The organism is Streptomyces sedi (assembly GCF_006335015.1).
Taxonomy (GTDB): Bacteria; Actinomycetota; Actinomycetes; order Streptomycetales; family Streptomycetaceae; genus Streptomyces; species Streptomyces sedi.
This window is the reverse complement of sequence record NZ_VDGT01000033.1, coordinates 1-20303: the sequence shown is the minus strand read 5'-3', so window position 1 is coordinate 20303 and position 20303 is coordinate 1. Positions and strand designations below refer to the sequence as shown.

The 20303-nt window shown below is 71.2% G+C and carries 16 protein-coding genes and 2 pseudogenes; 1 reads left to right on the top strand and 17 read right to left on the bottom strand.

All coding sequences use genetic code 11. The features are described from left to right. Positions 1 to 54: 54 nt before the first annotated feature. The 17 genes and pseudogenes from FH715_RS27295 to alaS form a co-directional block, all read right to left on the bottom strand. Complete coding sequence (locus FH715_RS27295; RefSeq protein WP_281290789.1) at positions 55 to 1527, bottom strand: LamG domain-containing protein; 1473 nt, start codon at positions 1525 to 1527, stop codon at positions 55 to 57. Between the two features lie 18 nt (positions 1528 to 1545). Further along, positions 1546 to 1725, bottom strand: a pseudogene (locus FH715_RS29420) (LamG-like jellyroll fold domain-containing protein); the annotation flags it as partial. A 72-nt stretch (positions 1726 to 1797) separates the two neighbouring features. Next, the gene (locus FH715_RS27290) at positions 1798 to 2787 is read right to left on the bottom strand and encodes a hypothetical protein (protein WP_139650055.1); all 990 of its coding nucleotides are present in this window, start codon (positions 2785 to 2787) and stop codon (positions 1798 to 1800) included. Between the two features lie 19 nt (positions 2788 to 2806). Continuing rightward, positions 2807 to 4480, bottom strand: a complete 1674-nt coding sequence (locus FH715_RS27285; RefSeq protein ID WP_139650053.1) for a relaxase/mobilization nuclease domain-containing protein — start codon at positions 4478 to 4480, stop codon at positions 2807 to 2809. A 6-nt stretch (positions 4481 to 4486) separates the two neighbouring features. Next, positions 4487 to 4999 carry a hypothetical protein gene (locus FH715_RS27280; RefSeq protein WP_139650051.1) on the bottom strand — a complete coding sequence of 171 codons (513 nt, stop codon included), beginning with the start codon at positions 4997 to 4999 and terminating at the stop codon, positions 4487 to 4489. A 154-nt stretch (positions 5000 to 5153) separates the two neighbouring features. After that, on the bottom strand, positions 5154 to 6950 hold the full coding sequence (locus tag FH715_RS27275; protein ID WP_139650049.1) for a vWA domain-containing protein: 1797 nt from the start codon (positions 6948 to 6950) through the stop codon (positions 5154 to 5156). After that, the gene (locus FH715_RS27270; RefSeq protein WP_211367789.1) at positions 6947 to 8122 is read right to left on the bottom strand and encodes an AAA family ATPase; all 1176 of its coding nucleotides are present in this window, start codon (positions 8120 to 8122) and stop codon (positions 6947 to 6949) included. The genes FH715_RS27275 and FH715_RS27270 overlap by 4 nt, the downstream gene beginning before the upstream one ends. A gap of 1268 nt (positions 8123 to 9390) precedes the next feature. Beyond that, entirely contained in the window at positions 9391 to 9729 is a 339-nt protein-coding gene (gene mobC, locus FH715_RS27265) for a plasmid mobilization relaxosome protein MobC (RefSeq protein ID WP_246109017.1), read from the bottom strand. Between the two features lie 632 nt (positions 9730 to 10361). Continuing rightward, entirely contained in the window at positions 10362 to 10913 is a 552-nt protein-coding gene (locus tag FH715_RS27260; RefSeq protein WP_139650045.1) for a hypothetical protein, read from the bottom strand. 273 nt (positions 10914 to 11186) lie between these two features. Further along, positions 11187 to 11423, bottom strand: a complete 237-nt coding sequence (locus tag FH715_RS27255; RefSeq protein ID WP_139650043.1) for a hypothetical protein — start codon at positions 11421 to 11423, stop codon at positions 11187 to 11189. Next, positions 11420 to 11644 (bottom strand): hypothetical protein, encoded by a 225-nt coding sequence (locus tag FH715_RS27250; RefSeq protein WP_139650041.1) that lies wholly within the window; start codon positions 11642 to 11644, stop codon positions 11420 to 11422. Before FH715_RS27250 ends, FH715_RS27255 begins: the two co-directional genes overlap by 4 nt. Next, complete coding sequence (locus FH715_RS27245; protein ID WP_139650039.1) at positions 11641 to 12630, bottom strand: DUF2637 domain-containing protein; 990 nt, start codon at positions 12628 to 12630, stop codon at positions 11641 to 11643. The genes FH715_RS27250 and FH715_RS27245 overlap by 4 nt, the downstream gene beginning before the upstream one ends. Beyond that, complete coding sequence (locus FH715_RS27240) at positions 12627 to 13214, bottom strand: WhiB family transcriptional regulator (RefSeq protein WP_139650037.1); 588 nt, start codon at positions 13212 to 13214, stop codon at positions 12627 to 12629. The genes FH715_RS27245 and FH715_RS27240 overlap by 4 nt, the downstream gene beginning before the upstream one ends. Positions 13215 to 13348: 134 nt before the next feature. After that, positions 13349 to 14059, bottom strand: a complete 711-nt coding sequence (locus FH715_RS27235; protein ID WP_246109016.1) for an ATP-binding protein — start codon at positions 14057 to 14059, stop codon at positions 13349 to 13351. Continuing rightward, complete coding sequence (locus FH715_RS28670; RefSeq protein WP_211367788.1) at positions 14056 to 15147, bottom strand: hypothetical protein; 1092 nt, start codon at positions 15145 to 15147, stop codon at positions 14056 to 14058. Before FH715_RS28670 ends, FH715_RS27235 begins: the two co-directional genes overlap by 4 nt. 711 nt (positions 15148 to 15858) lie before the next feature. Next, the gene (locus FH715_RS27225) at positions 15859 to 16671 is read right to left on the bottom strand and encodes a helix-turn-helix domain-containing protein (RefSeq protein ID WP_139650034.1); all 813 of its coding nucleotides are present in this window, start codon (positions 16669 to 16671) and stop codon (positions 15859 to 15861) included. Positions 16672 to 17024: 353 nt separating this feature from the next. Further along, the gene (alaS, locus tag FH715_RS27220; protein WP_139650033.1) at positions 17025 to 19679 is read right to left on the bottom strand and encodes an alanine--tRNA ligase; all 2655 of its coding nucleotides are present in this window, start codon (positions 19677 to 19679) and stop codon (positions 17025 to 17027) included. Between the two features lie 255 nt (positions 19680 to 19934). Here alaS and FH715_RS29485 point away from each other — a divergent pair. Then, a pseudogene (locus FH715_RS29485) lies at positions 19935 to 20177 on the top strand (Tn3 family transposase); the annotation flags it as partial. Positions 20178 to 20303: the final 126 nt, after the last annotated feature.

Here is a 20303-nt window from a genome sequence, read left to right as displayed (position 1 = left end):
AGGCAGTACGGAGGGCTGCCCGGCGCGAGCCGGGCAGCCTTCGGGGTGGTGCTGTCACTCCTCGGGGGCCGCGAGCGGCGGCACGACGCTCGGAGCGTCGCGTCGGCCGAGGCTCAGCTCACGTATCTGCTCGGGCGCCAACGCACCCTGTACGGCCCACACGTCATCGATCGCGCCGGGCCACGCCTCGCGCCACACCCCGCCGGAGAGGGACCGGCCGACGTGCAGAGTGCTGCCCGCCTCGAAGGGGAAGACGTTGGGTGCCCAGGACTCGCCCGGCACACAGGTCTCCGCCGCGTCGTCGGAGCAGGTCAGCTCCTCCAACTCCCCGTCCACGTACAGGCGCGCCTCGGCCGCGAACCCGTCGTAGACCAGTGCCAGATGGCGCCAGTCGCGCACGTCGTACAGGCGCTGGTGGGACACCCTCGTCTGCACGGCGCCGGCCTGGTCCCGGTCGGCCAGGCTGACCTCCCAGCGCCCGAATCCCTCCTGTTCTCCTTCGGGCACCCATCGCACGGCGAAGGCGCTCTCCCGCTGGCCGACGGCGCTGAGCACCGAGGCCGCGCCCTGCGGCGGCGACGCGGCGCGGGCGAAGCCACTCACGGTGAAGCTCAGCGAGGTGTCGATCGGCACCTCCGGCACGTAGGCGTAACCGCCGCCGCCGTCCACATAGAGCGAGGCGTCGTCGACGAAACCGGGGCTCACCCCCGCGCCGCCCCACAGGAACAGGTCGTTTCCGAACGGCGTGGCGTCGGGCGAGGACACCGCGTCCCCCGCCTCCAACTGGTCCAGCTGCCAACGGGCACGGACGATAGGCGCCTGATGGTAGAGCTGCCACGCCTCGTACGCGGTCAGCACCCGGTCGAAGAGCCGCACGTCGTCGATCGCCCCCGGAAAGAACGAGCCCACGGTCCCGCCCTGCTGCCCCGCGCCGATCTGGACGCGCTGATTGGCGTGGAACGGGGTCTCCCAGGGGACGCTGCCCGCCGGCTCGCCGTTGACGTAGAGCGTCAGCGTCCCCTCGTAGGAGTCGTGCACCCCCACCAGATGGACCCATTCCTCGGCCGTCGCCGACTCGCCGTCCGGCTGGAGAACGGCGACCGGAGTCGCGCCGGCCGCGTTGTCGCTGTACTGGTTGAAGCCCCAACGCCCGTGCGCCCCCGAGTAGTACAGCTCGAAGCCGGGCTTCTCCGTGCCGGTCTGGGTGGCCACCACGGCGTCGCCGTCCGGCAGCCGGTCGAGCCGTGCCCAGGCGGATACGGCGAAGTTGCGGCCGGTGTTGACCATCGCGGTGCCGGTGGCGCCGAAACCGCTGGTGCCGTCGAACCGCACCGCCTGGCCGTGCACACCCGGTACCCCGAACTCGACCCCGCCCCGCGTCGCGGCGCCCAGCACGTCGGAGCCCGCCGAAACCCGCCGCTCACCGGCGGCCTCGTCCAGCGCGAGCAGCGCCACAGCCGGGCGACCGCTGGTGTGGAGGCGCTCCTTGTTGAAGAGCCGGGCCACGTGCGAGGTGGGGGACGCCATGTAGAGGTCGAAGATCTGCACCTCGTCGATCGCGCCAGGGAACGGGGACCTGATCTGGTCGTCCGAGCGCCCCGCGCCGATCTGCACCGGGCCCCGGGCATTCCACGCGGCGGAGTAGGCCGTGGCGCCGGCCAACTCGCCGTTCACGAACAGCCGTAGTTGTCCGCCCCCGGGGTCGTAGGAGCCGACCAGATGGGTCCACTCGCCGGCGAACTACTCGCCGACGGCTGACGCAAGCCCAACCCCGAAGGGTGCTCTGGGGCACCGTCGTCACCCGAGGCTGCGCCGGCGGTCTGGCGAGGACGGCGATGTCGGTGGAGGTGGCAGGCGGCCGAGGGGCGGGGCTGGTGGTCGTGCGAGATGTGCTTCGAAGGCCTCGGAGGCTTCCCGCGCCGTGGCGTGGCCGTACTCCGCGATGCGGTAGGTGAACGCCTGCGGAAGTGTCACGTCCTCCACGAGCAGCCGGTGGGGGGAGGCGGCATCCGGGTGGTGGTCGCGCAGGATGGCGCAGGTCCTGGTGTCGCCCGTCCCGGGGTTGTGGGTGTAGTCCTCTATGAGTTCGTAGCGGTCGGGACTGTTGGCGAGGGTGTGCTCGATGCGCACGGTGGCCGCGTCGGCCGGGGCGGGGCCGCCCGCGGGGTGGAGCAGGGGCGGGCATCCCCGGGCGCGGAGCCAGGCCTGGGTCAGGGGCAGGAGCGGCATCCGCTGGTGGTCGAGGTGGAACGTGCTGGCGTCGCGGGTGAGGTGCAGGCCGAGGTACTCGCGTGCTCCGGGAAGAGGGCTCCAGATGGCTGCCGTGTCGTGGAGGAGGAGGTAGTCCTCGCGGTGGTCCAGGCTGCGGTGGTGTGCGAGGACGGTCAACTCCGGGGCCCGCGTGTCGAGGTGGCTGGCCGTGGTCAGAGCGCCGGCGGGCCCCAGGTCGTCCAGCAGGCCGAGGTCGTCGAGAGTGCGAGGCGTGGCGGTGGTCCGGAGGAGGCGTTCGGTGGCCGTGGCGCCCACTCGCGAACGGAGGTAGGTGACCTGGTGGGTCATCCCGGCGTCGTTGATGGCGCGGGCCGCGCGGAAGGCGACTTCCTCCGGCACGTCCGTTGCCGAGGGGGCTCGTCGCGTCGGCGTGGAGTCTGTGTCTGTGAGCGCTTGCTGGTAGGCGAGGTGGTGGAGGGGGCCGGCTAGGTCGCTGGGGTCGAGGTGGAGGTCGTGGGCCAGGGCGACGAGGCGGTCGGGCTTGTCGCCGCCCGGGGATGAGTCGGTGTTTGGCACCGGGGACTCCGAGGGTGGGTTATCGGGTGCGGCCGGGCGGGTCGGTCTCCCGGGGGCGGCCGGGGGTGCGCGGGTTCGCCGGGGAGGGCGTGGTGGGTGGTTCGGGGGTGAGGTGGTGGAGCCGCCAGATCAGGACGTCGATGAGCGAGTCGGCGGTGTCGAGTTCCCTGGAGTGGATGGCCTCGCGCAGCGTCGAGGTGATGTCGGCGTGGGGGTGGGTGGTGTGGAGGTCAGCCAGGGCGGCGGCGAGGACGGGCCAACGGGGGTCGGTGAGGATCTGCTCGGCCAGGTCCGGCGCTGCGGAGTGGACGGTGTTGGCCAGTTGGCCGTGGACGGCGGGGGCGAGCCGGAGGCCGCGCTGGTGGAGGGCGGCCAGGTGCGGGGCTGCGGTGATGCCGTAGGCGGCGCGCAGGTGGTGGGCGGTGGCCAGGGCGGCGGCTGCCTGTTGCTGGTGGCCGCGGGCGGCGTGCCAGCGGTGGGCGGTTGTGACGAGGAGGATCAGAGCGGAGATCAGCATGGCGCTGGCGGCGCCGTCCTGGCCGCGGCCGAGTGTGGGGCCGGAAGCGAGGAGCTGGCGTGCGGCGCGGCGCAGGGCCTGGTGGTGGGCGTGGGCGGCGCGGTGGTGGAAGCGGGAGGCGCGCTCGAACGCGGTGGCGGCGGCGGTGATGTCACGTCGGGTGGGGCCGGTGGCGGTGGTGGCCAGGGCGTCGAGGACTTCGCCGGTGCCGGTGAGGAGGTCGGCGGCCTGGTCGTCGTCGGCGTCGGTCAGTTCGGTGGCGGTGTGCCGGGCGGTGTCGGCGGTGGTGCGCCTGGCGGTGGCCGGCGAGGGCAGCAGGTCGGCGTCGTCGGTCTCCTCGCGGGCCGCGGGGGTGAGGCGTCGGCTGATCTGCGGCCAGGACAGGTCGGGGGCGAGTTTTCCGCCGGAGTACCAGACGGGTTCGCCGGTGGCGGTGACGTGGTCGGGCAGGGCGAGGGTGAAGCCGGTGATGTCGCCGGAGGGGGCGCGTCGCAGGCGGATGAGGACGCCGTGTTCGTCGAGGCGGTCGAGGAACTCGGGGATGTCGGTGGCGCCGGCCAGTGACTGCCGTACCAGGGTGCGCAGTTGGTCGCGCGGGGCGGTCTCCCGGCCCATGCGGATGGCTTTGTGGTGTTCGGCGCGTGGGGCGCCTGCGGCGGCGGTTCCGTCACCGGGGTTGAGCTGGCGCAAGCCGTACTCCTTCTCGACGGCCCGGCAGGCGGCCTGCGCCTTGCGGCGTTCGAAGGAACGTTGCGGGCGGCGGCCGTCCTCGCGGACCAGGGTGGCGACGACGTGGATGTGGTCGGGGGCGTGGCGGACCGCGACCCACCGGCAGCCGGCGGGGTCGTCCGGGTCGGCGATGCCGACGGCCGCCAGTACGCGTTCGGCGATCGCCTTCCATTCCGTGTCCGAGAGCGGGCGGTCCTCGGGGGCTGCGCGGATCGAGCAGTGCCACACGTGGGAGGTGGGGCGGCGGGGTCCTGCGGCGGCCACGGGCTGGTCCAGGAGACGGGCGAGGTCCGCGAGGGTGGCGTCCGGGTCTCGGCCGGGGTCGGGTGGGGCTGGGTCCCAACCGCCCACGAGGTGGGGGTCGGTGTGTTCTTCGCGGAGCCCGGGCCCGTAGAGGTAGGCGAGCAGGCCGATGGTGCGGGAGCCGGTGGAGATCTTCGGAATCACGGCGGGTCAGCGACGCCGCGGCTCCCGGTGCGCGGAGGATTTCGGCGCGGGAGGGGAAGGCGGGGCGGGGGCGGTGTGGGCGGCCGTTCGCTGGAGTTCGGCCGCCAGGGTGCTCAGGAGGAAGTGCGTGTCCTCGGCGAGGTCGCTGAGTTGGTCCGCGGTGGTCACCACCGCGTGGTGCGCGCGGCGCTCGTGCGTGGACTCCTCGCCTTGGGCTCCTGGTCCCCAGGAGGCAGCGTCGAGCAGGGTTTCGCGGAAGCGTTCGCTGACTTCGTCGACGTCTCGAAGGACGGCGCGGAGGACTTCCGTCAGCTGCGTCGGCGTGGTGCAGGCGGCCACCCGCTGCCGCCAGTCGGCCGTGGCCTGCTCCATCGCGTCAGTTGCCGGCCGTTCACGCAACCACCGCCGGCCCCTCCGCAGCCGATCTGACTCGGTGGGCTCTCCCGTGTGGTGGGAGCGGATCTGCTCCGCGGCGCGGCCCGCGTTGTCGTACGGCTCGAAGTCAGGGTCGCGATCCATGGTTTCCGTTCGACATCGGCGCGCGTCGGTTTCGTGCGCCACGTCCTGGAAGCGTTCCTCGCCACCGCGCGCTTGGCCCTACCGGGAAAACCTGATAGCCAACCTGGCACACGGCGGGGAGGGCTGGGCAGGGCGTCGCCCTGGCGGGGCGGATTCAGTGGCGTCGGGTCGTGCGGACCGCGGTGGTAGCCGCCTGGGCGATGACCGCGGCTGCCTGAGCCGGCTCCCGCAGCAGTACCGGCGTGGAGCCGGGCAGTGCGACGGTGTGACGGTCGAACCCCAGCCACAGCACGGAGCATCCGCTGCGGCGCAGCGCGGCGATGCGCTGGGTGGTGCGGGCGGCCTGGTCCGGTGTGAAGTAGCCGTCGCTGGCGATGACCAGGAGTCGGCCGGCGCCGGGGCGGTCGAGGTCGAGTGCCGCCGTCAGCGCGTCGATCGCTTCGGCGGCTGCTTCGTACATGCCTTCGGCCTCGAAGTCGATCACTCCGGGTGGGGCCTTGCCGGGGCGGGTTATGGCGGTGATGCCTTCGTCGAAGGCGATGGTGGCGGTGCGGGATCGGGGGTCGGTCCAGCGGGTCGCCTGGTGGATGATCCAGGCCGCCGAAGCCATCGGGCCCGTGGCCCGGTACATGGAGGAGGAGACGTCGACTCCGATGCCGACCCGCAGTGGCGGCTGCTCGGCGGCGCGTCGTGTGACCCGCTTCCACGGTGTGGCGGTCGGGGTGACGCCTGCGGCGAGTTGGGCGTCCGCCAGCAGCGCTTGGCGCATGTTCAGCCGGCCCGGTGGAACGGCCGAGTCCACGGTGGTTTCCGTGCGTTCGCGCCAGGCGGCCGTTCGCAGGCTGCGGGCCAGCTGCGCGGCAGCGGCCTTCTCCTTCTGCGTGGGGGGCCGTCGGGAGATAACGGGGGACGCGGTGTCCCTCACGTCGTGCTCGCCGTCGGCGGCGACTGTCAGCCGCCCCGCGCCGGGGGCGAAGACCGCACGGGCCAACTCCTGAGAGCGGGCTCGCCCCGAAGCCTCGGCCCGCTTGGTCCGGCGCGCCTCCGAGCGAGCCGTCTCCGCTCGCTCCTCCTCTCCGGCCTCGGCATCGTCGTTCTCACGTACCCGGCTGGCAAGTTCGCTGACACTCGCTGCCACCTCTCCGCGCTGCGCCGGGGAGAGCCTGACCGCGTCGCTGCCCGGCGCGGCGGCGGGCTCTCGTCCGAGGGCCTCGCACCAGGCGCGGCCGGCCTCCAGCATCGATTCGGGGTCGTCGTCGGCGACCGTGAGTGCGATGCGCCAGATGGCCTTCAGACGTTCCAACACGTCATCGCCCAGGGTGTGGGCCAGTGCCGTGGCCAGCAGGGCGGTCTCGTCCGGGTCCAGCACGCCGGCGTCGCGCCGCCCGAGCAGCAGCCCGGCCGTGCTGGCGGCCTCCCAAGTCGTCTCGGGCACCGCGACCAGTGCCTCGGCGAAGATCAGCTGCCGCGCCGACTCCCGCAGCCATCGCCGGTCTTGTGGGCGGCGGGCTATCTGCGCGCCCTCGACGCGGGATTCCTCCAGCAGCTCCGCCGCCTGGTGCATCGCCGTGCCCCTCAGCCACGGGGGAGTCTCCCACCGGGAGTGCGCCGCGTGGGCGGCTTCGTGGGTGAAGACGCCCCAGGCGACGGGGTAGCGCTCCTCGTCCCCGACTCGGGAGGGGTCGATGGTGGCCGCGGGCAGATGATGGTCGAACAGCTGCGCGTCGATCTCCAACTCCGCCAGCTGGGGGAAGAAGGCGGCCGGGGCTCCGGACCGGGTGCCGTGGCGGCAGGTCACCAGGATGTCGTCCCGGCCGGCCAGCTCCGCCAAACGGGAGGTCAACGCCGCCGATATGCGGGGCCAGTGCGGACCGTGCGGCCGATACCAGGACGGCTCCAGGGAGCCGCCCTCGCTCTCCCACTCGGCGTGCGCGAGGCTGGCCGCGATCAACTCCGGCGCGGTGAACCGGGTGTCGGGGTGGTAGATGTCCGTGCTCCCTTCGAGGTGGGCGGCGGGGCGACGAGAGTTCCCGGAGGGAGTGGGAGTCGGGCGCCGAGCGACAGCGGCGCCACGGTCTTGGTGCCGATGGCCGTGGCCACGACCACGGCGACCTGCTCCTGGTCCTCCTCCGGCGCGGTCCCCACCAGGTTCGCGAAGGCGACCTCGGCTCCCAGGGCGTCGGCGACCCGCTGGAATCCCAGCAGTTCCCGCAGCTGCGGGGCCCACCCGACCTCGCCTGATTCCTGCCGCTTGGCCAGGTGGCGGGCCACCCGCACCGCGACGGGGTTCACCCCCAGGTGCGCGGCCAGGTCGTAGTCCGAGGTCACCCGGATCTGCACCGAGAAGCGGCTGGCCAGCGCCTCCGACAGCACCGCCCCGTGCACGCCCGGGTTGTGTCCGGCGATGGGGAAGAAGCCGGGCGCGGCCGTGACCATCTCGCCCTTGTGGGCTTTGACCCGGATCTCGCGTCGCCCGTCCATCGCCGGATAGAGCACGGCCAGAACCGAAGGCGAGATCAGCGTCGCGTCGTCGATCAGCAGCGCCCGCCCCTCCCGCATCGCGGTGACCAACGGCCCGTGGACGAACTCGTAGCTGCGATCCTCGCGTTGGGTGTACTCCCCCACCAAGTCGCCCACCGTCGTGTCCCCGTCGCCGGCGACCGTGATCAGGTCCGGGTAAGCCGCCTCCAACAGCGAGGTCTTGCCGGTGCCCGGCGGCCCGTACAGCAGCACGGGAACATCAGCCTCGCGCAGCCGCCGCAACGCCTCCACGTCCGGCATCCCCGCCAACTCTCGAGGAAAGTACGGCTGCCCCGAAGGCCTCAGCACCGCCCCCGGCGGGACACTCGACCCGCCCGCGCGTCCCCCCGACCCCGGTGCCGGCGACACCCCGCGCGTCCGCGGACGACGCGGGGACCTGGGCCCGGCCTCCGCCGCCTCCACGGTGCTGGGCGTCGCCCGATACCGGCGCGGGCGCACCCCCACCCGCTCCGCTTCCCCACGATTCACCAACCGTTCGAGGGCAGCCCCGATCGCCCCCGACGAATGCGTCAGCGCGTGCGCGAGTTCGGTCACGCTCACGGCGGACGCCGGATCGGCCTCGATCAGGTGCCTCGCCACCATCGCCCGCAACTCGCCGGGCCGCAGCGATGTTGACGGCCTATGAGCGAAAGGGTCGCTCATTCCCCTCCCTACCACACACTCCATGCCCGGCCCGTATGGCCGGGGACAGTCACTCTAGGCGTGCTCCACGGTCGCACCCAATAGCAGAGAAAAGGAGACGCCGCGATCTCCCGCTACCCTCGCAGGAAAAAGCGCGAAGCACAGAAGGAGCAGAGCCATACACGCCCAGGATCCGCCTTATACCGTCCGCTCGTTGAAGCGCCTGCCGGCCGGGAGCGCCGAGTGCGTCATCACGTACCCGTCACCTCAGCATGACGCTCACTGGTTGGTGAACGTTCTCACTGAATGCTGCCGCGTCACCAAGCCCTCAGGCCCCTGCTTCCTGCTTGCCAGCGCCGAGCAAATGGTTGCGGGAGTTCGGGCGATAGGGGCGAGTGGATGGCGGTGGCGAGGAATCGCCCCCTGGCCTGACGGCGCCGCGGACTTCCTCATCTGGGGAATATCCGGGCCTGTCGGCGACCACCGGCCCCCGATTCCGCCGGAAGCGACGCAACTGCGGCACCTGGTCGAGGCCTGCCCCGCCGGCGGAAGCATCCTCGACCCCTGCGGACCAGGCCCTGTCCGCGACGTCGCACATGCGAGGGGACGCACCGTCATCAGCCCCAGCCGCTAACTCTGAAGAAACAGCAGCGCGAGGGAGAAGAAACAAGGAGACTCCATTCCCCTCTTTCCGGCCCGCACCGCCCTCTCCCAACTTCACGTGGCTCTCGAAAGTAAATCCGGCGACCGACTACACAAACGGCGGGGAGCCATGTCAACGTGGACCCGTTCTCGAAACCACGGAAGAAGGCGCCAACACATTTGCCCGAATTGTCGACCCGTTCGGTCCCGGAATCCAGCACTCTCGCGGACGAGACCGAACCCCAGGCCGTCCTGGGCCTCCTCCACGGAAACGACTGGAAGGTCGTGCACACCCCCGACGGCAACATTCACGCGACCAACGGCCCGCTCTACGTCGACTGGCTCCCGGAATACCCCTCACGCAGAGGCAAGGAGCATCGTGTGGAGGATCACCGCCCACATCGCCGGCCACTCGTGGACCAAGGAATTCGATATCGACACCCCGAGCATAGTGGTGCGGGACCGCATCATCGGCCTCATGGCCCCCGCTCGATAACCCTCTCCACATGCCCGGCTCGGCTCGCTTCGCGGGCCGGGCCGGGCTTCTGCTGGTCCGACCGTCGTCCTCACCGCCCGCGACGGCCGCCTCAGCGGGCCACCACGGCCTCTACCGCGTGTTCCACGCGGCGGACGGCAGTCTCGACTGCCGCCAACACCGAGCCGGTCTGTGGCAGCAGCCCCGAACCGCTGTGGAGCGCCCTGGCGACCTGGTTGACGTTGTTCCCGACCTGGCGGAGGTGCCTGCGGGCGGCGAACAGTTCGACGACGATCTCGCGGTCACCGGCGATCCGCCCCTCGGCCCTCTCGACGTCACGCGCCGCCGCAACGGCTGCCTGCGCCAAGAACCCGGCCGTGGTCATCCCGCTCGCCCGCGCGGCGACGGTCACCCTCTCCAGCTCGGCCGCGCTGAGGCGGACACTGCGCACCTGGTCACGCACCTGGGCGGTGGCCAGCCGGTTGCGGGCGCGACGTCGCGCGCACGGGCCGCCGGGGACGGGGGCCTGCCGACTCCCGTCCCCCTGGTCCGGCTCCCCCTGGAGCCGGGCCCTCCCCGCCTCCCCCGGGGCGGGACCGGGGTTCGAAACTCGCGCGCCCTCGCGGGAGTTTCGAACCCCACAACTTGCTCGGACACAGCACGTGGTCGAACACCGGCAAACAGTCGCGTGGTGGGCGTCGGTCAGGGCTTTCGCCTCCTGGGATCGGGGCGGGGAAGGACGAACGGGCGGAAGCCGGCTCGGCGCGGACGAACCCGAGCTGCGAACGGTGGGGACGCGGGCTCGCGGCGTGCCGGGGCGGTCGGACGAGCCACTCCGATACGCCACTGCGGACGGACGAGCGAACACCGTTCACCGTTGAAGGCAGCAGGAGCCCTGCCCTCTGGTAGTGGCTGGATCAGTTCCCCATAGCGCGGACGGGCGGACCATCCGCTGTGGCCCACGAGACGGTCCGTCGCCGGCGGACGACGGCAGCTGGGGGACGAGCGCCTGGGCCGGGACGGACGGGGGCGATGCTTCTCGCTGACTGTTCCGTACGTCCGCGGACGGACGGCGGACGGTGTTCACCGGCGCGGTGGGGCCGGTGGTTGGTTGGGCTGCGGAGGCTGTGGCACCGATGGGGACGGTGTAGCGCCAGCCGTGGAGGTCTTCGTCTGTACGTACTCGACGTAGTCGTCGAGTTGGTGCTCCAGTTGGCGTGCGGAGCGGGCCAGGTCAGCGAGTCGGGTGTGGTCGGTGGACGGGGCGAGGCGGGTGAGGCGTTCGTGGAGGACGTCGGCCATCGTGGCCGCTGAACCGTTGGTGTCCAGGCAGTGCCTGGCCAGCGTTGTGAGGTCGGTCAGTGAGCGCGTTCCCCGCATGGCGTTGAGGGTCTCGGCGAAGCTGAGTGAGGGCCTGGCGTAGTTGGTGATGCGTGCCGCCCGGAGGAGGGCTCGTGCGGCCGAGACGACGTGGTGTCGGTGGGGTGCGAGTTCGGCTGGGAGGAACATCAGCCCCGGTTCGGGATCGTCCTCGAAGCCGGCGGCGCGCAGCGCCCCGGCTGCTCGTTCGCTGAACACTCCCACGGCGGTGGTCTCCGCCTCCTCGTGTTGGAAGTGGATGATCGACCAGGGCATAGCGCGCCTCCGAGAGGGCTGGTGAGGGGTCCGCGGACGGGCGGGGCGGACGATCTTCCGGCAGCGGACGGTGGGAAGGGAAGGTCGGGATGTTTCGCGTACGTAGTGGGAGCGGTGGAGGGGATGGACGGGGTGGTCGTCCGGATGTGCGGATGGGGTGGTGGTCCGGGGTTCCGTCCGCTGTGGGGGCGGACGGAACCCCGGACCCGTTCCCCCTTTCAGGCGTCCGCTCGCGGGGACGGACGAACACCCGAGGGGTGTCTGGGACGGACGTCACGGTGCCGTGCGTCGTTGGAGGCGCTGGAGCCAGGAGACGAGGTCGAGGACCGATTCGGCGGTGGGCAGGAGGATCGGCGGGCTGGTCGGGGTGAACTGCACCTTCCAGCCGTGGCGGGTGGGCGTGGCCTGACGCAGGAGGCCTTGGCGGTGGAGGGTCGTCATCCACGCCTCTGCCAGCTCCGGGCCTTTGTCGGTCGGCCCTGGCATGGGGGTGGGGGTGGTGTGGGTCATCCGCACAGGCGGCAGCGCGACAGGTGGCGGTTGAGGGTTTGGGCCATGCGCCGCTTGTAGGTGTGGGCGTTGCCTCGTAGGGCGTGGCGGTTGTGGTCGGTGCGGTGGCCGGCGCTTTCTTCTTCGCGGGCTGCCGCTGCCTCGTAGTCGGACTTGATCGTGGTGAAGCGGGAACAGCGGTAGGACTGGCGCTTCGGTCGGCATGTGTGCTCGGTGGTCACGAACTCCTCCTCTTGCTGCTGGTGTTGTGGGCGCGCTGGTGTTCTTCGCGGAGTTGGGCGATCAGTTCGGTCAGGCGGCTGTTGCTGATGGAGAGGGACTGGGTGCGCAGGGCGCGGGCGATGGTGTCGCGGCGGACTCGGCCTTCGGCGTGGGCGGTCGCGCGGGCCGTCCGCAGGATGCGCTCGTCGAATCCGGCGGCGCCGCTGGCGTTGGGCCTGGCTGCTTGGGGTCTCGCGGTTGTCGGCCGGGGGGCGGGTGGGGTGGTGGTCGGTCCGCCCGCGCTGGGGGTTGTGCTGGTGGCTGCCGGTAGGGGCCGGGGTCCGGTGGCTTGGGCGTATCCGGAGCGGTATCCGGTGCGGGCGGGCGGGGGGACTCGTTCGACGTGGTGGTGCACGGTGGTGTGCGGGGAGCGCGCGTGGTGGCGGCCGTGGGCTGTGGGTCGGGCGGTGCCTGGACGCGGGGAGGGCGGATGCGAGTGGGGCGGTGCGGGGACGCTCGGGGGTGCCGTCTTGGCTGCTCCGGCTGCGCGTTGGGCCTGGTGGGTGGCGGTGTCGGCGCCCCGGGCGATGAGGATGTAAAGGTGGACGGCGCCGGCCAGGGCGAGGGGGGCGACGGTGGACAGCACGCCGACGGTGGCGTCGTCCAGTCGCAGTCCCGTGGCGGTGGTGGTCTGTTGGTTGAGGCGGACGGCGTGCAGGGCGTTGGCCCAGATGCTGGTGGTGGTCGCGGCGCCGAAGAGCAGCCAGACGTAGAGGCGGGTGGGCAGGGAGGCGTCGCGTTTGATGACGAGGGCGCGGACGCCGTAGGCGATGAAGCCGTCGATCACCAGGGGGAAGAGCCAGGTGAGGGTGTCGCGGACGTGGATGGCGGAGGCCATCTGCTGAAGCGCGTCGAACGAGAGGATGGCGCCGGCGCCGCCGAGGCCGGTGATGGCGGCCTTGTCCCAAGTGCTGATCCGCCCGGCGGTGGGTTGTCTGGTGGTCATGCCGCCCACCCCAGCTCCGGGCGGTGCGCCGGGCGGCCGGTGGACGTGGTGACGGTGTTGTGCCGTCGCTGCCGGTGCTGGCGGTGGGCTGCGCGCAGTAGGCGTTCGGCGTGCGGCTCGCTGACCTTCAGCAGGTAGGCCAACCGGTCGGGGCCGAGGCGGTGTTGGGCGGCGAGGTGGACCAGGGCGCGGCGTTCCAGGTGGGTGAGGTGGATGTCGCGGCCGGCGAGGGCGGCGTGGACGCGGTCGGTTTCCAGGCGGTGTTGGGTCAGGTGGTGGAGGTCCGCGCGTTCCTCGGGTGTCGTGCCGCCCCAGATGCCGTCTCGGGAGCCGGTCTCCAGCGCGGTCTGGAGGCAGAGTTGCTGGACGGGGCAGCGGGCGCACAATGCCTTCGCGGCGGCGACGCGTTGGTCGTCGTCGGCGTCGGGGAAGAACAGCTCCCGGTCGCGTGTCGCTTCGGGGGCGGTGCGGCAGACGGCCTTCTCCTGCCAGCCGTGGTCACCGAGTCGACGCGCGCGTCCGTGGCGTGCCGAACCGGGTGGCGCCGGGGGGAGGTGTGGCGGTATGGGGGTGGTGTCGGTCATGGGGTGGGGCTCCTTGCTCGCCGGATCGGCGGTGGCGCCACGCCCCGGGAGGGGAGCCCGGGGCTCCTGGTCTCTCGGGGGGCGCACACGGCGCGTCGGTCCGTGCGGTGGGTCGTTGGGAAGTGCCGGGTGGGTCAGCCGGTTTGGCGTCTGCGGTCGGGGCCGGTCAGCACGACGCGGTCGGTCATCTGCGCCAGGCGGGAGGCCACCCGGTCCCCCAGCACCGTCCGGATGCGTTCCAGCGGCTCGTTGCTGGTGATCAGCAGCGGGAGCTGGTGGGCGTAGCGGTGGTTGACGACGCGGTAGGTGATCTCCTCCGTCCACGCGGAGGGTTTCGCGGCGGCCAGGTCGTCGATCATCAGCAGCGGGCTGGTCATCACCGTCCACAACTCCCGCTCGGTGTCCCTGCTTTGGGTGGGGCGGAGGGCGGCGTAGAGGTCGGCGGCCGACTCCGATCGCCATCCCAGCCGCACCCCGTGGCGGGCGAGGGCCCTCAGGGCGCCGAAGGCCTGGTGGGTCTTGCCGGTGCCCGTGGGGCCGAGCAGCAGCAGGCTTCGGGCTCCGGCCACGGTCACCGCCCCGCCGGGGGTTCTGCGGGCGTGGGCAGCCACTCGCTGCGCCCAGTCCAGCACGCGTGGGTCCTCGGCCACCGCGTCGCGGAAGAGCGCGGGGATGCGCGGATCGGCCTGCGCGCGGTGGTCGGGGTCCGATGACGGCGTCGGTGGTGGGGCGACGGGGATGCCTCGGGCGGCCATGATCGCGAAGACCCGTTCCACCGCCGCCCCGGCCCGCCCCGGCGCTGCCTCGGCGACGGGGGTACGGGTGCCCGCGCGTTGGTGCGTCACAGCTCCCCCTCGTAGGCGGCCGGGTCGGTCGGGTTGGTCCACGCGACATGCCCGGGAACCGTAGGCACCGATCGCGGTCGCCCCAAGCCGCCGCCTCCAGCCGGAGGGTTGAGCGCCTCGTTGACCAGGCTCGGCAGCACGCTCGGATGCCTCGGGTCTTGCCGGAAGCGCTCAAGGCCCGCCCGCACCGCGTCGGGGTGCAGTCCTTCGTCGAGCAGCGTGCGGACGTTGCGGGCGAGGTGACCGACCACCTGCTTCGGGGGGCGGTGGGCGCAGCCGGCCAGGTACTCCGCCATCAGCGTCTGGGGGCTGTCGCCCTCGCCGGGCGCGGCGCGCCCCGCTTTAGCGGTAGATCCATGGTCCACGGTCCTAGATCCAGACGCGGCGGTCTCGCGAGGGCTCGACGAGGACTCGACGAGGGTGTGGCGAGCCCTCGTCGAGGGCTCCTCGTAAGCCGTTTGAGCTGCGAATTCTTCCGCCGGTGTCACGTCGGCGGCGGAATGCCGTGCGCGCTCGTCGAACCCTCGCGGAGTGCTCGTCGAGCCCTCGTCGAGGGCTCGCGGATCGTTTGTCGAGGGGTCGTCGAGTCCTCGCGCGGGCCCGTCGAAGCGGGTGCGCGTCGTCGGCGACGGGTCGGGCCACCGGGCGCCGGGCGCCCTCGGTTCGTGCGTCGGCGGGGCGGCCGGCCGACCACGGGGAGTGAGGCAGCCGGCCGCGTCGCAGCCGCCGCAGGCGGCCTGGGGCTGATGGGCCGGGCAGGCGGGCGTGCGGGACTTCGAGGGCCGGTCGATCTTCTGGTGGCGCTCCCAGGTGACGACGTGCAGATAGCCCCGCCCGTCGCAGCCGGTGTACCGGCAGATCAATCCGGCATCCGCCAACTGCCCCAGGTCGGCCTCGACATCCACCGCCGTGTGCTCCGGCCGCAGCGGCCACAACACCCCGGCGATAATCGCCGGGTGATCACGGAACCGGCCCTGGTCGTCGGCCTGCGTCAACAGTCCGAAGAACGTCCGCTCCGCTGTCAGCGACACCGCCGCCAACGACTCGGAAACGAAAGCCTCCGGTTTGATCGTGCGAATCCTCGGCATCTCAACCCCCCGTCGCTTCCACCAGCGCGGGTAGCCGCAGGAGTCCAGGCATGTCAGAATCCTCTGTTAGTAGGCGAAGCGGCCACGACCGGCTCATGGATCAGGCCGCTTCGATCTCTCCAGGTGCACGCCTCGGCGCGCGCCCCGCGGTGCCCAGGGGCGCAATCCCTGGGCACCATGGCGCGATGACCGCCTCGCGACACTCCTTCCCCACCCCGGCATCGCCGGGCCGGATTCGAAATGCACGTGCACCGTCGGTGGGCCAGCAGAACGATAGACACGTGCGGGCCAACCATCCAGACCAAAACCACAGGCCACCCAGTCACACGCCGTAGGCAGACCGGACCCGGCGACCAAAGCACTTCAGACGGAACCCCCCCTTTCCGGCTTCACGAGTTCACCGAATGTACAAGTGTTCAGAAATTCGATCAACACCAATCACAGACCGCAACCACCAGCGCCCCACCTCCCGCAGCACACCACAACTCCCGCGTTGCGCCGACATTTTGACTGCCCAGCACACAACGGAGCCCGCCGCATCGCCTGGAGCTCCCGCATGGCACCTTCTCGCCAGGCATGTTTCCGCCACCCCGAAACCGGCAAACATTTGCCGGTTCTGAGCACGGGGAAAGAAAAGCCAAGCAGAATGCACGTGCAAACAGTGTCGAGCGACAGAAGAGTTAAGTCTCGTTTCTCAAACCAATTCGGTAATCACCACGGAGAGTGTCGCGCGCCCCTCGCGGGAAAGGTGATGACGGCAAGGCGAGCCGAAGTGTCCTGCAAGGGCCGCAACACGTGCACCAGCACCGGCTGATGCCCCGCAGCGACGGGCAGACGGATTCGGAACGGGCCGTTCGGCGGCGCCGCCACGGCTTCCGACGGTGCCCCCTCGCCCGGGGCCAACTCCTGCGCCAACGCGCCCAAGCCACCGTCCACCGCCTGGGAACGCGCCAGCCGCAGCGCGGACCGCAGTCTGCCGACCTGCTCCTCCCACGCCTCGCGCCCGAAGACGTCCAGCGCCTCGCGCCGCGTCGTGACCAGCCACCTCGCCAGGTTCGCCCCCGGCTCGGACATCCAGGGGAAGCACCGCACCATCGACCCGTTGACCGCCACGACGTTCCACGCCTCATCGGTCAACACGGCGGGAAGCCGCATCTCGGCGACCACGGACCGCAGCCCCTCGACGGTCTCCTCGGTCGCCTTCGCACCCTCGGGATCGGGAGCCGGAAGCAGCCGCACCGCCTGAAGATAGAGCGCGGCACGAGCCGACTCATCCAGCCCCAGCACGTTGGCGAGGCGCTCCAGAAGCTCGGGCTTCGGGACGGCTCCTACCCCGTTCTCCACATCGCGGTACCAGCGCACGCTCATGTTCATCCGCTCGGCGAGAACCTCCTGCGTCAGACCACGCCGGCGTCCCTCCCGAAGGCCGGCCTCCCGCCGCCACCCACGCAACATCTCACCGAGCCGGCCCCCCTTCTTCTCCCGAGAACCCGCCCGGCCCTCGGCGTCCGCTCTCTCCGACACCCCTCCATCGTCGAAGAGGACCCTCGCCCCCGCCGGTTCTGTACACCCACACAGGGGACAACCCACACAACCCGAGCAGGAACCGCTTGCACCGGAGAGAACCCTCCGCCTCACCTGCGGCAATGCCTGAACCCGAGCGCCCCCGTCCTCACCCGTCTGGCGGATGACCGTTGCCTCCGGGCACCTTCCCGATGCGGCGTTCAACCACGACGCCGCCTCAGGATGCGGTCCGCGGTGCGGGGGCGCCGAGATGGTGGCGGATCAGGATGAGGACTTGCTCGACCGGCCTGAAGGTCATCGGACTCCTCCAAGCGGTGAGGGCCCGCCGGAGAGCGGGCCCTCACATCGTGCCGTCAGTGGCCGCTGAGGAGGCGGGCGGCGTCTTCGGCTGCGGTGGTCAGGGCTTGGCCGAGGGCTTCGGGACGGCGGCCTCCAGCGCTGGCGACCGGACCGCGGCCTCCGGCTCCGCCGCCGACAAGGCGGGCGGCGGCGGTCAGCACCTGGCTGGCTTGGATACCGCCGAGGTGCAGGTCCTGGGTGAGGGCGGCGGCGAGGAGGGCCTTGCCGTCTCGTTCAGTGCCCAGAATGACGACGGCAGGGGCATCGAGACGGGCGGCCGTCTCCTGGGCAAGCGTGCGCAGTTCGTCGGCGGTGGTGCCGGTGACCGTTTGGGAGACCAGTCGCCCGGTCCCGGACGTGCGTGCGGTGCCCGCGAGGTGGGTGGCCTGTTCGCGCAGCTCGTCGGCCCGGAGCCGGGTGAGTTCGTCCTGTGCGGTGGCCAGGGCGGCCAGGCGCTTGCGGAGAGCACTGGGGGCGTCGGTGGGGCGGGTGCCGAGCAGGTCGGCGAGTTCGTTGAGCAGGCGTCGTTCGGTGTCCAGGTGGGTGAGGGTGCCGTGGCCGGTGAGGGCTTCGATGCGGCGGAGGTTGGCGCCGGTGGAGGACTCACTGAGCAGGCGGAAGGTGCCGACCTGGGAGCCGTGGGCGACGTGGGTGCCGCCGCAGAGTTCGCGGGAGAAGTCGCCGATGTCGACGATGCGGACGGTGTCGCCGTACTTCTCTCCGAACAGGGCGATGGCGCCGGCGGCTTCGGCTTCGGCGCGGTCGGCGTGCCAGGCCCGCACTGCGGGGTCGTCGAGGACGTGGCTGTTGACGGCTGCCTCGATCCGGGCGAGTTGGTCGGGGGTGAGGGCGGTGAAGTGCGCGAAGTCGAAACGGAACCGGTCGGATTCGACGAGGGAGCCCTGCTGACGGGCGTGCTCGCCCAGGATGGCCATGACGACGGCGTGCAGGATGTGGGTGGCCGAGTGGGAGCGCATCAGGCCCGCCCGGCGCTCGGCGTCCACGGTCGCTTCGCCGACTGTGCCGGTGCGGAGTTCGCCTTCGAGGACGCGGGCGGTGTGGACGCGGAAGCCATCCAGTCCGTAGCGGGTGTCCGTGATCCGCAGGCGGGTTCCGTCGTTCAGTGTCAGGGTGCCGGTGTCGCCGATCTGGCCGCCGGCCTCGGCATAGAACGGTGAGCGGTCCAGGAGCAGTTCGACGTCGCCGCCCTCGCCAACGCTGGTGGTGACGGTGCCGCCGGAGATGATGCCGGTGACGGTGGCCTCGGCGGTCAGCTGCTGGTAGCCGAGGAACTCGGTCCTTGGCAGGCGGGCGGCCAGCTCGCGATAGGTGTCCATCGCGCGCAGGGCCTGGGCGGTCTTGGCCTTGCCGCCGGCCTGCGCGCGCTTCCTCTGCTCGTCCAGCAGTGCGGCGAAGCGGTCCTCGTCGACGGTCAGCCCCGCGTCGCGGGCGGCTTCGACGGTCAGTTCCAGGGGGAAACCGTAGGTGTCGGCGAGTTCGAAGGCGGTCTCGCCGGGCAGGGTGGCGAGGCGGGTCTCGCGGGTGCGGCTGATCGCGGCGTTCAGCAGGCGGGTGCCCTGGGTGAGGGTACGGGTGAAGGACTCTTCCTCGGCGGTGACGACCTGCTCGATCAGGGCCGCCTGGCGGGTCAGTTCGGGCCATACGTCGCCGAGGTTGGTGATCACGCTGCCGGTCGTGGTCGGCAGGACAGGGCCGTCGATGCCGAGCAGACGCGCGTGGCGGATCGCCCGGCGCATCAACCGGCGCAGGATGTAGCCGCGGCCGTCCTTGGCCGGGAGGACACCGTCGGCGATGAGGAAGGCGATGGTGCGGGCGTGTTCGGTGACGACCTGGAACGAGACCTTCTCCTCACCCTCGCTGGGGCTTGCCCATCCTGCGAGGTCCTGGACGGTGTCGAAGGTGGGTGAGAGCAGGTCGGTGGTGCAGACGTTGGGGACGTCCTGGAGGATCGCGGCCAGCCGGTCAAGACCGAGGCCGGTGTCGACGCCCTTGCGGGCGAGTTCGCCGAGGATGGGGAAGTTGCCCTTCTTGTCGCCCTCGCCTCGCCGGAACTGCGTGAAGACCAGGTTCCAGATCTCGACGTAGCGCTCGCCGTCGACGGCGGGGCCGCCTTCCCTGCCGAAGGCGGGGCCGCGGTCATAGTTGATCTCCGAACAGGGCCCGCAGGGGCCGGGGACACCCATGGACCAGTAGTTGTCCTCCCTCCCGAGCCGTTGGATGCGGGAGGCGGGGACGCCGATGCGCCGCCAGACGTGCTCGGCCTCGTCGTCGTCCTCGAAGACGGTGATCCAGAGCTTGTCCTTCTCCAACTGGTAGCCCTCGGTCAGAAGTTCCCAGGCGTAGGCGATGGCGTCTTCCTTGAAGTAGTCGCCGAAGGAGAAGTTGCCCATCATCTCGAAGAACGTCGCGTGCCGGTTGGTGCGGCCGACGTTGTCGATGTCGACGGTGCGGGCGCACTTCTGGATGGACGTCGCCCGGGGGAAGGGAGGCGGGGTCTCGCCGAGGAAGTAGGGCTTGAACTGGTTCATCCCGGCGTTCGTCAGCAGCAGCGTCGGGTCGTCCGGGATGAGTGGGCTGGAGGGGACGGACTGGTGGCCCCGGGAGGTGAAGAAGTCGGTGAAGGTGTCGCGGATCTGCGTCGAGCGCATGGCTGGGTGGCCTCACGGAAGAGTCGCGGAGAGGTGGGTGGGGTGATCACACGCCGAGCCGGGCCGAGAACAGGGACTGAGAGAGTTCTCAGTTCTCCAGCTCGACGCACATAGCTCGCGCCCCCACGGTGTAACCCATGACTCCAGATCCGTTGATCACGATCGGTGGTGCGGTTGCCCGCCCGGGACCGGGGGATCTGCCGCACCACCGACTGTAGCGGGTGGAAGTCCATGATCGCTTAACGCGGCCGTGCCGAGGCAGGCCGCCATTCCCTCGCCCGGAAGATCTTCCACGGCAGGCACGGGCAGCTCTACCGGCGCTACCAGAACGGACTGGAGGACCGGATCGGGGCGCTGGGGTAAGCCCTGAACTCCGTCGTCCTTTTCAACACTCGGTACATGGACGCCGCCGTGAACCAGCTGCGGGCGGACGGCTTCGACGTCCGCGACGAGGACGTCGCCCGCCTCTCCCCGTTCGTCCGCCAGCACATCAACATTTATCTGGACGTTTTGTGTGGCTGGCCACTGGACGGGTCTTGAGGTTCACGAGCGCTCATAGAGCCTTGCTGGCACTCTCTTCTTATGGATGCTGGGACTTCAGCGGTTCTGGGTGCCGGGGTGGGA

Bases quoted from the DNA above. Each gene is read 5' to 3' on its own strand.
- FH715_RS27295 (WP_281290789.1), bottom strand. From the start codon at position 1,527: ATGGCGTCCCCCACCTCGCACGTGGCCCGGCTCTTCAACAAGGAGCGC.
- FH715_RS27280 (WP_139650051.1), bottom strand. From the start codon at position 4,999: ATGGATCGCGACCCTGACTTCGAGCCGTACGACAACGCGGGCCGCGCC.
- FH715_RS27270 (WP_211367789.1), bottom strand. From the start codon at position 8,122: ATGGTGGCGAGGCACCTGATCGAGGCCGATCCGGCGTCCGCCGTGAGC.
- FH715_RS27260 (WP_139650045.1), bottom strand. From the start codon at position 10,913: ATGCCCTGGTCGATCATCCACTTCCAACACGAGGAGGCGGAGACCACC.
- FH715_RS27255 (WP_139650043.1), bottom strand. From the start codon at position 11,423: ATGACCCACACCACCCCCACCCCCATGCCAGGGCCGACCGACAAAGGC.
- FH715_RS27245 (WP_139650039.1), bottom strand. From the start codon at position 12,630: ATGACCACCAGACAACCCACCGCCGGGCGGATCAGCACTTGGGACAAG.
- FH715_RS27240 (WP_139650037.1), bottom strand. From the start codon at position 13,214: ATGACCGACACCACCCCCATACCGCCACACCTCCCCCCGGCGCCACCC.
- FH715_RS28670 (WP_211367788.1), bottom strand. From the start codon at position 15,147: ATGCCGAGGATTCGCACGATCAAACCGGAGGCTTTCGTTTCCGAGTCG.
- alaS (WP_139650033.1), bottom strand. From the start codon at position 19,679: ATGCGCTCGACGCAGATCCGCGACACCTTCACCGACTTCTTCACCTCC.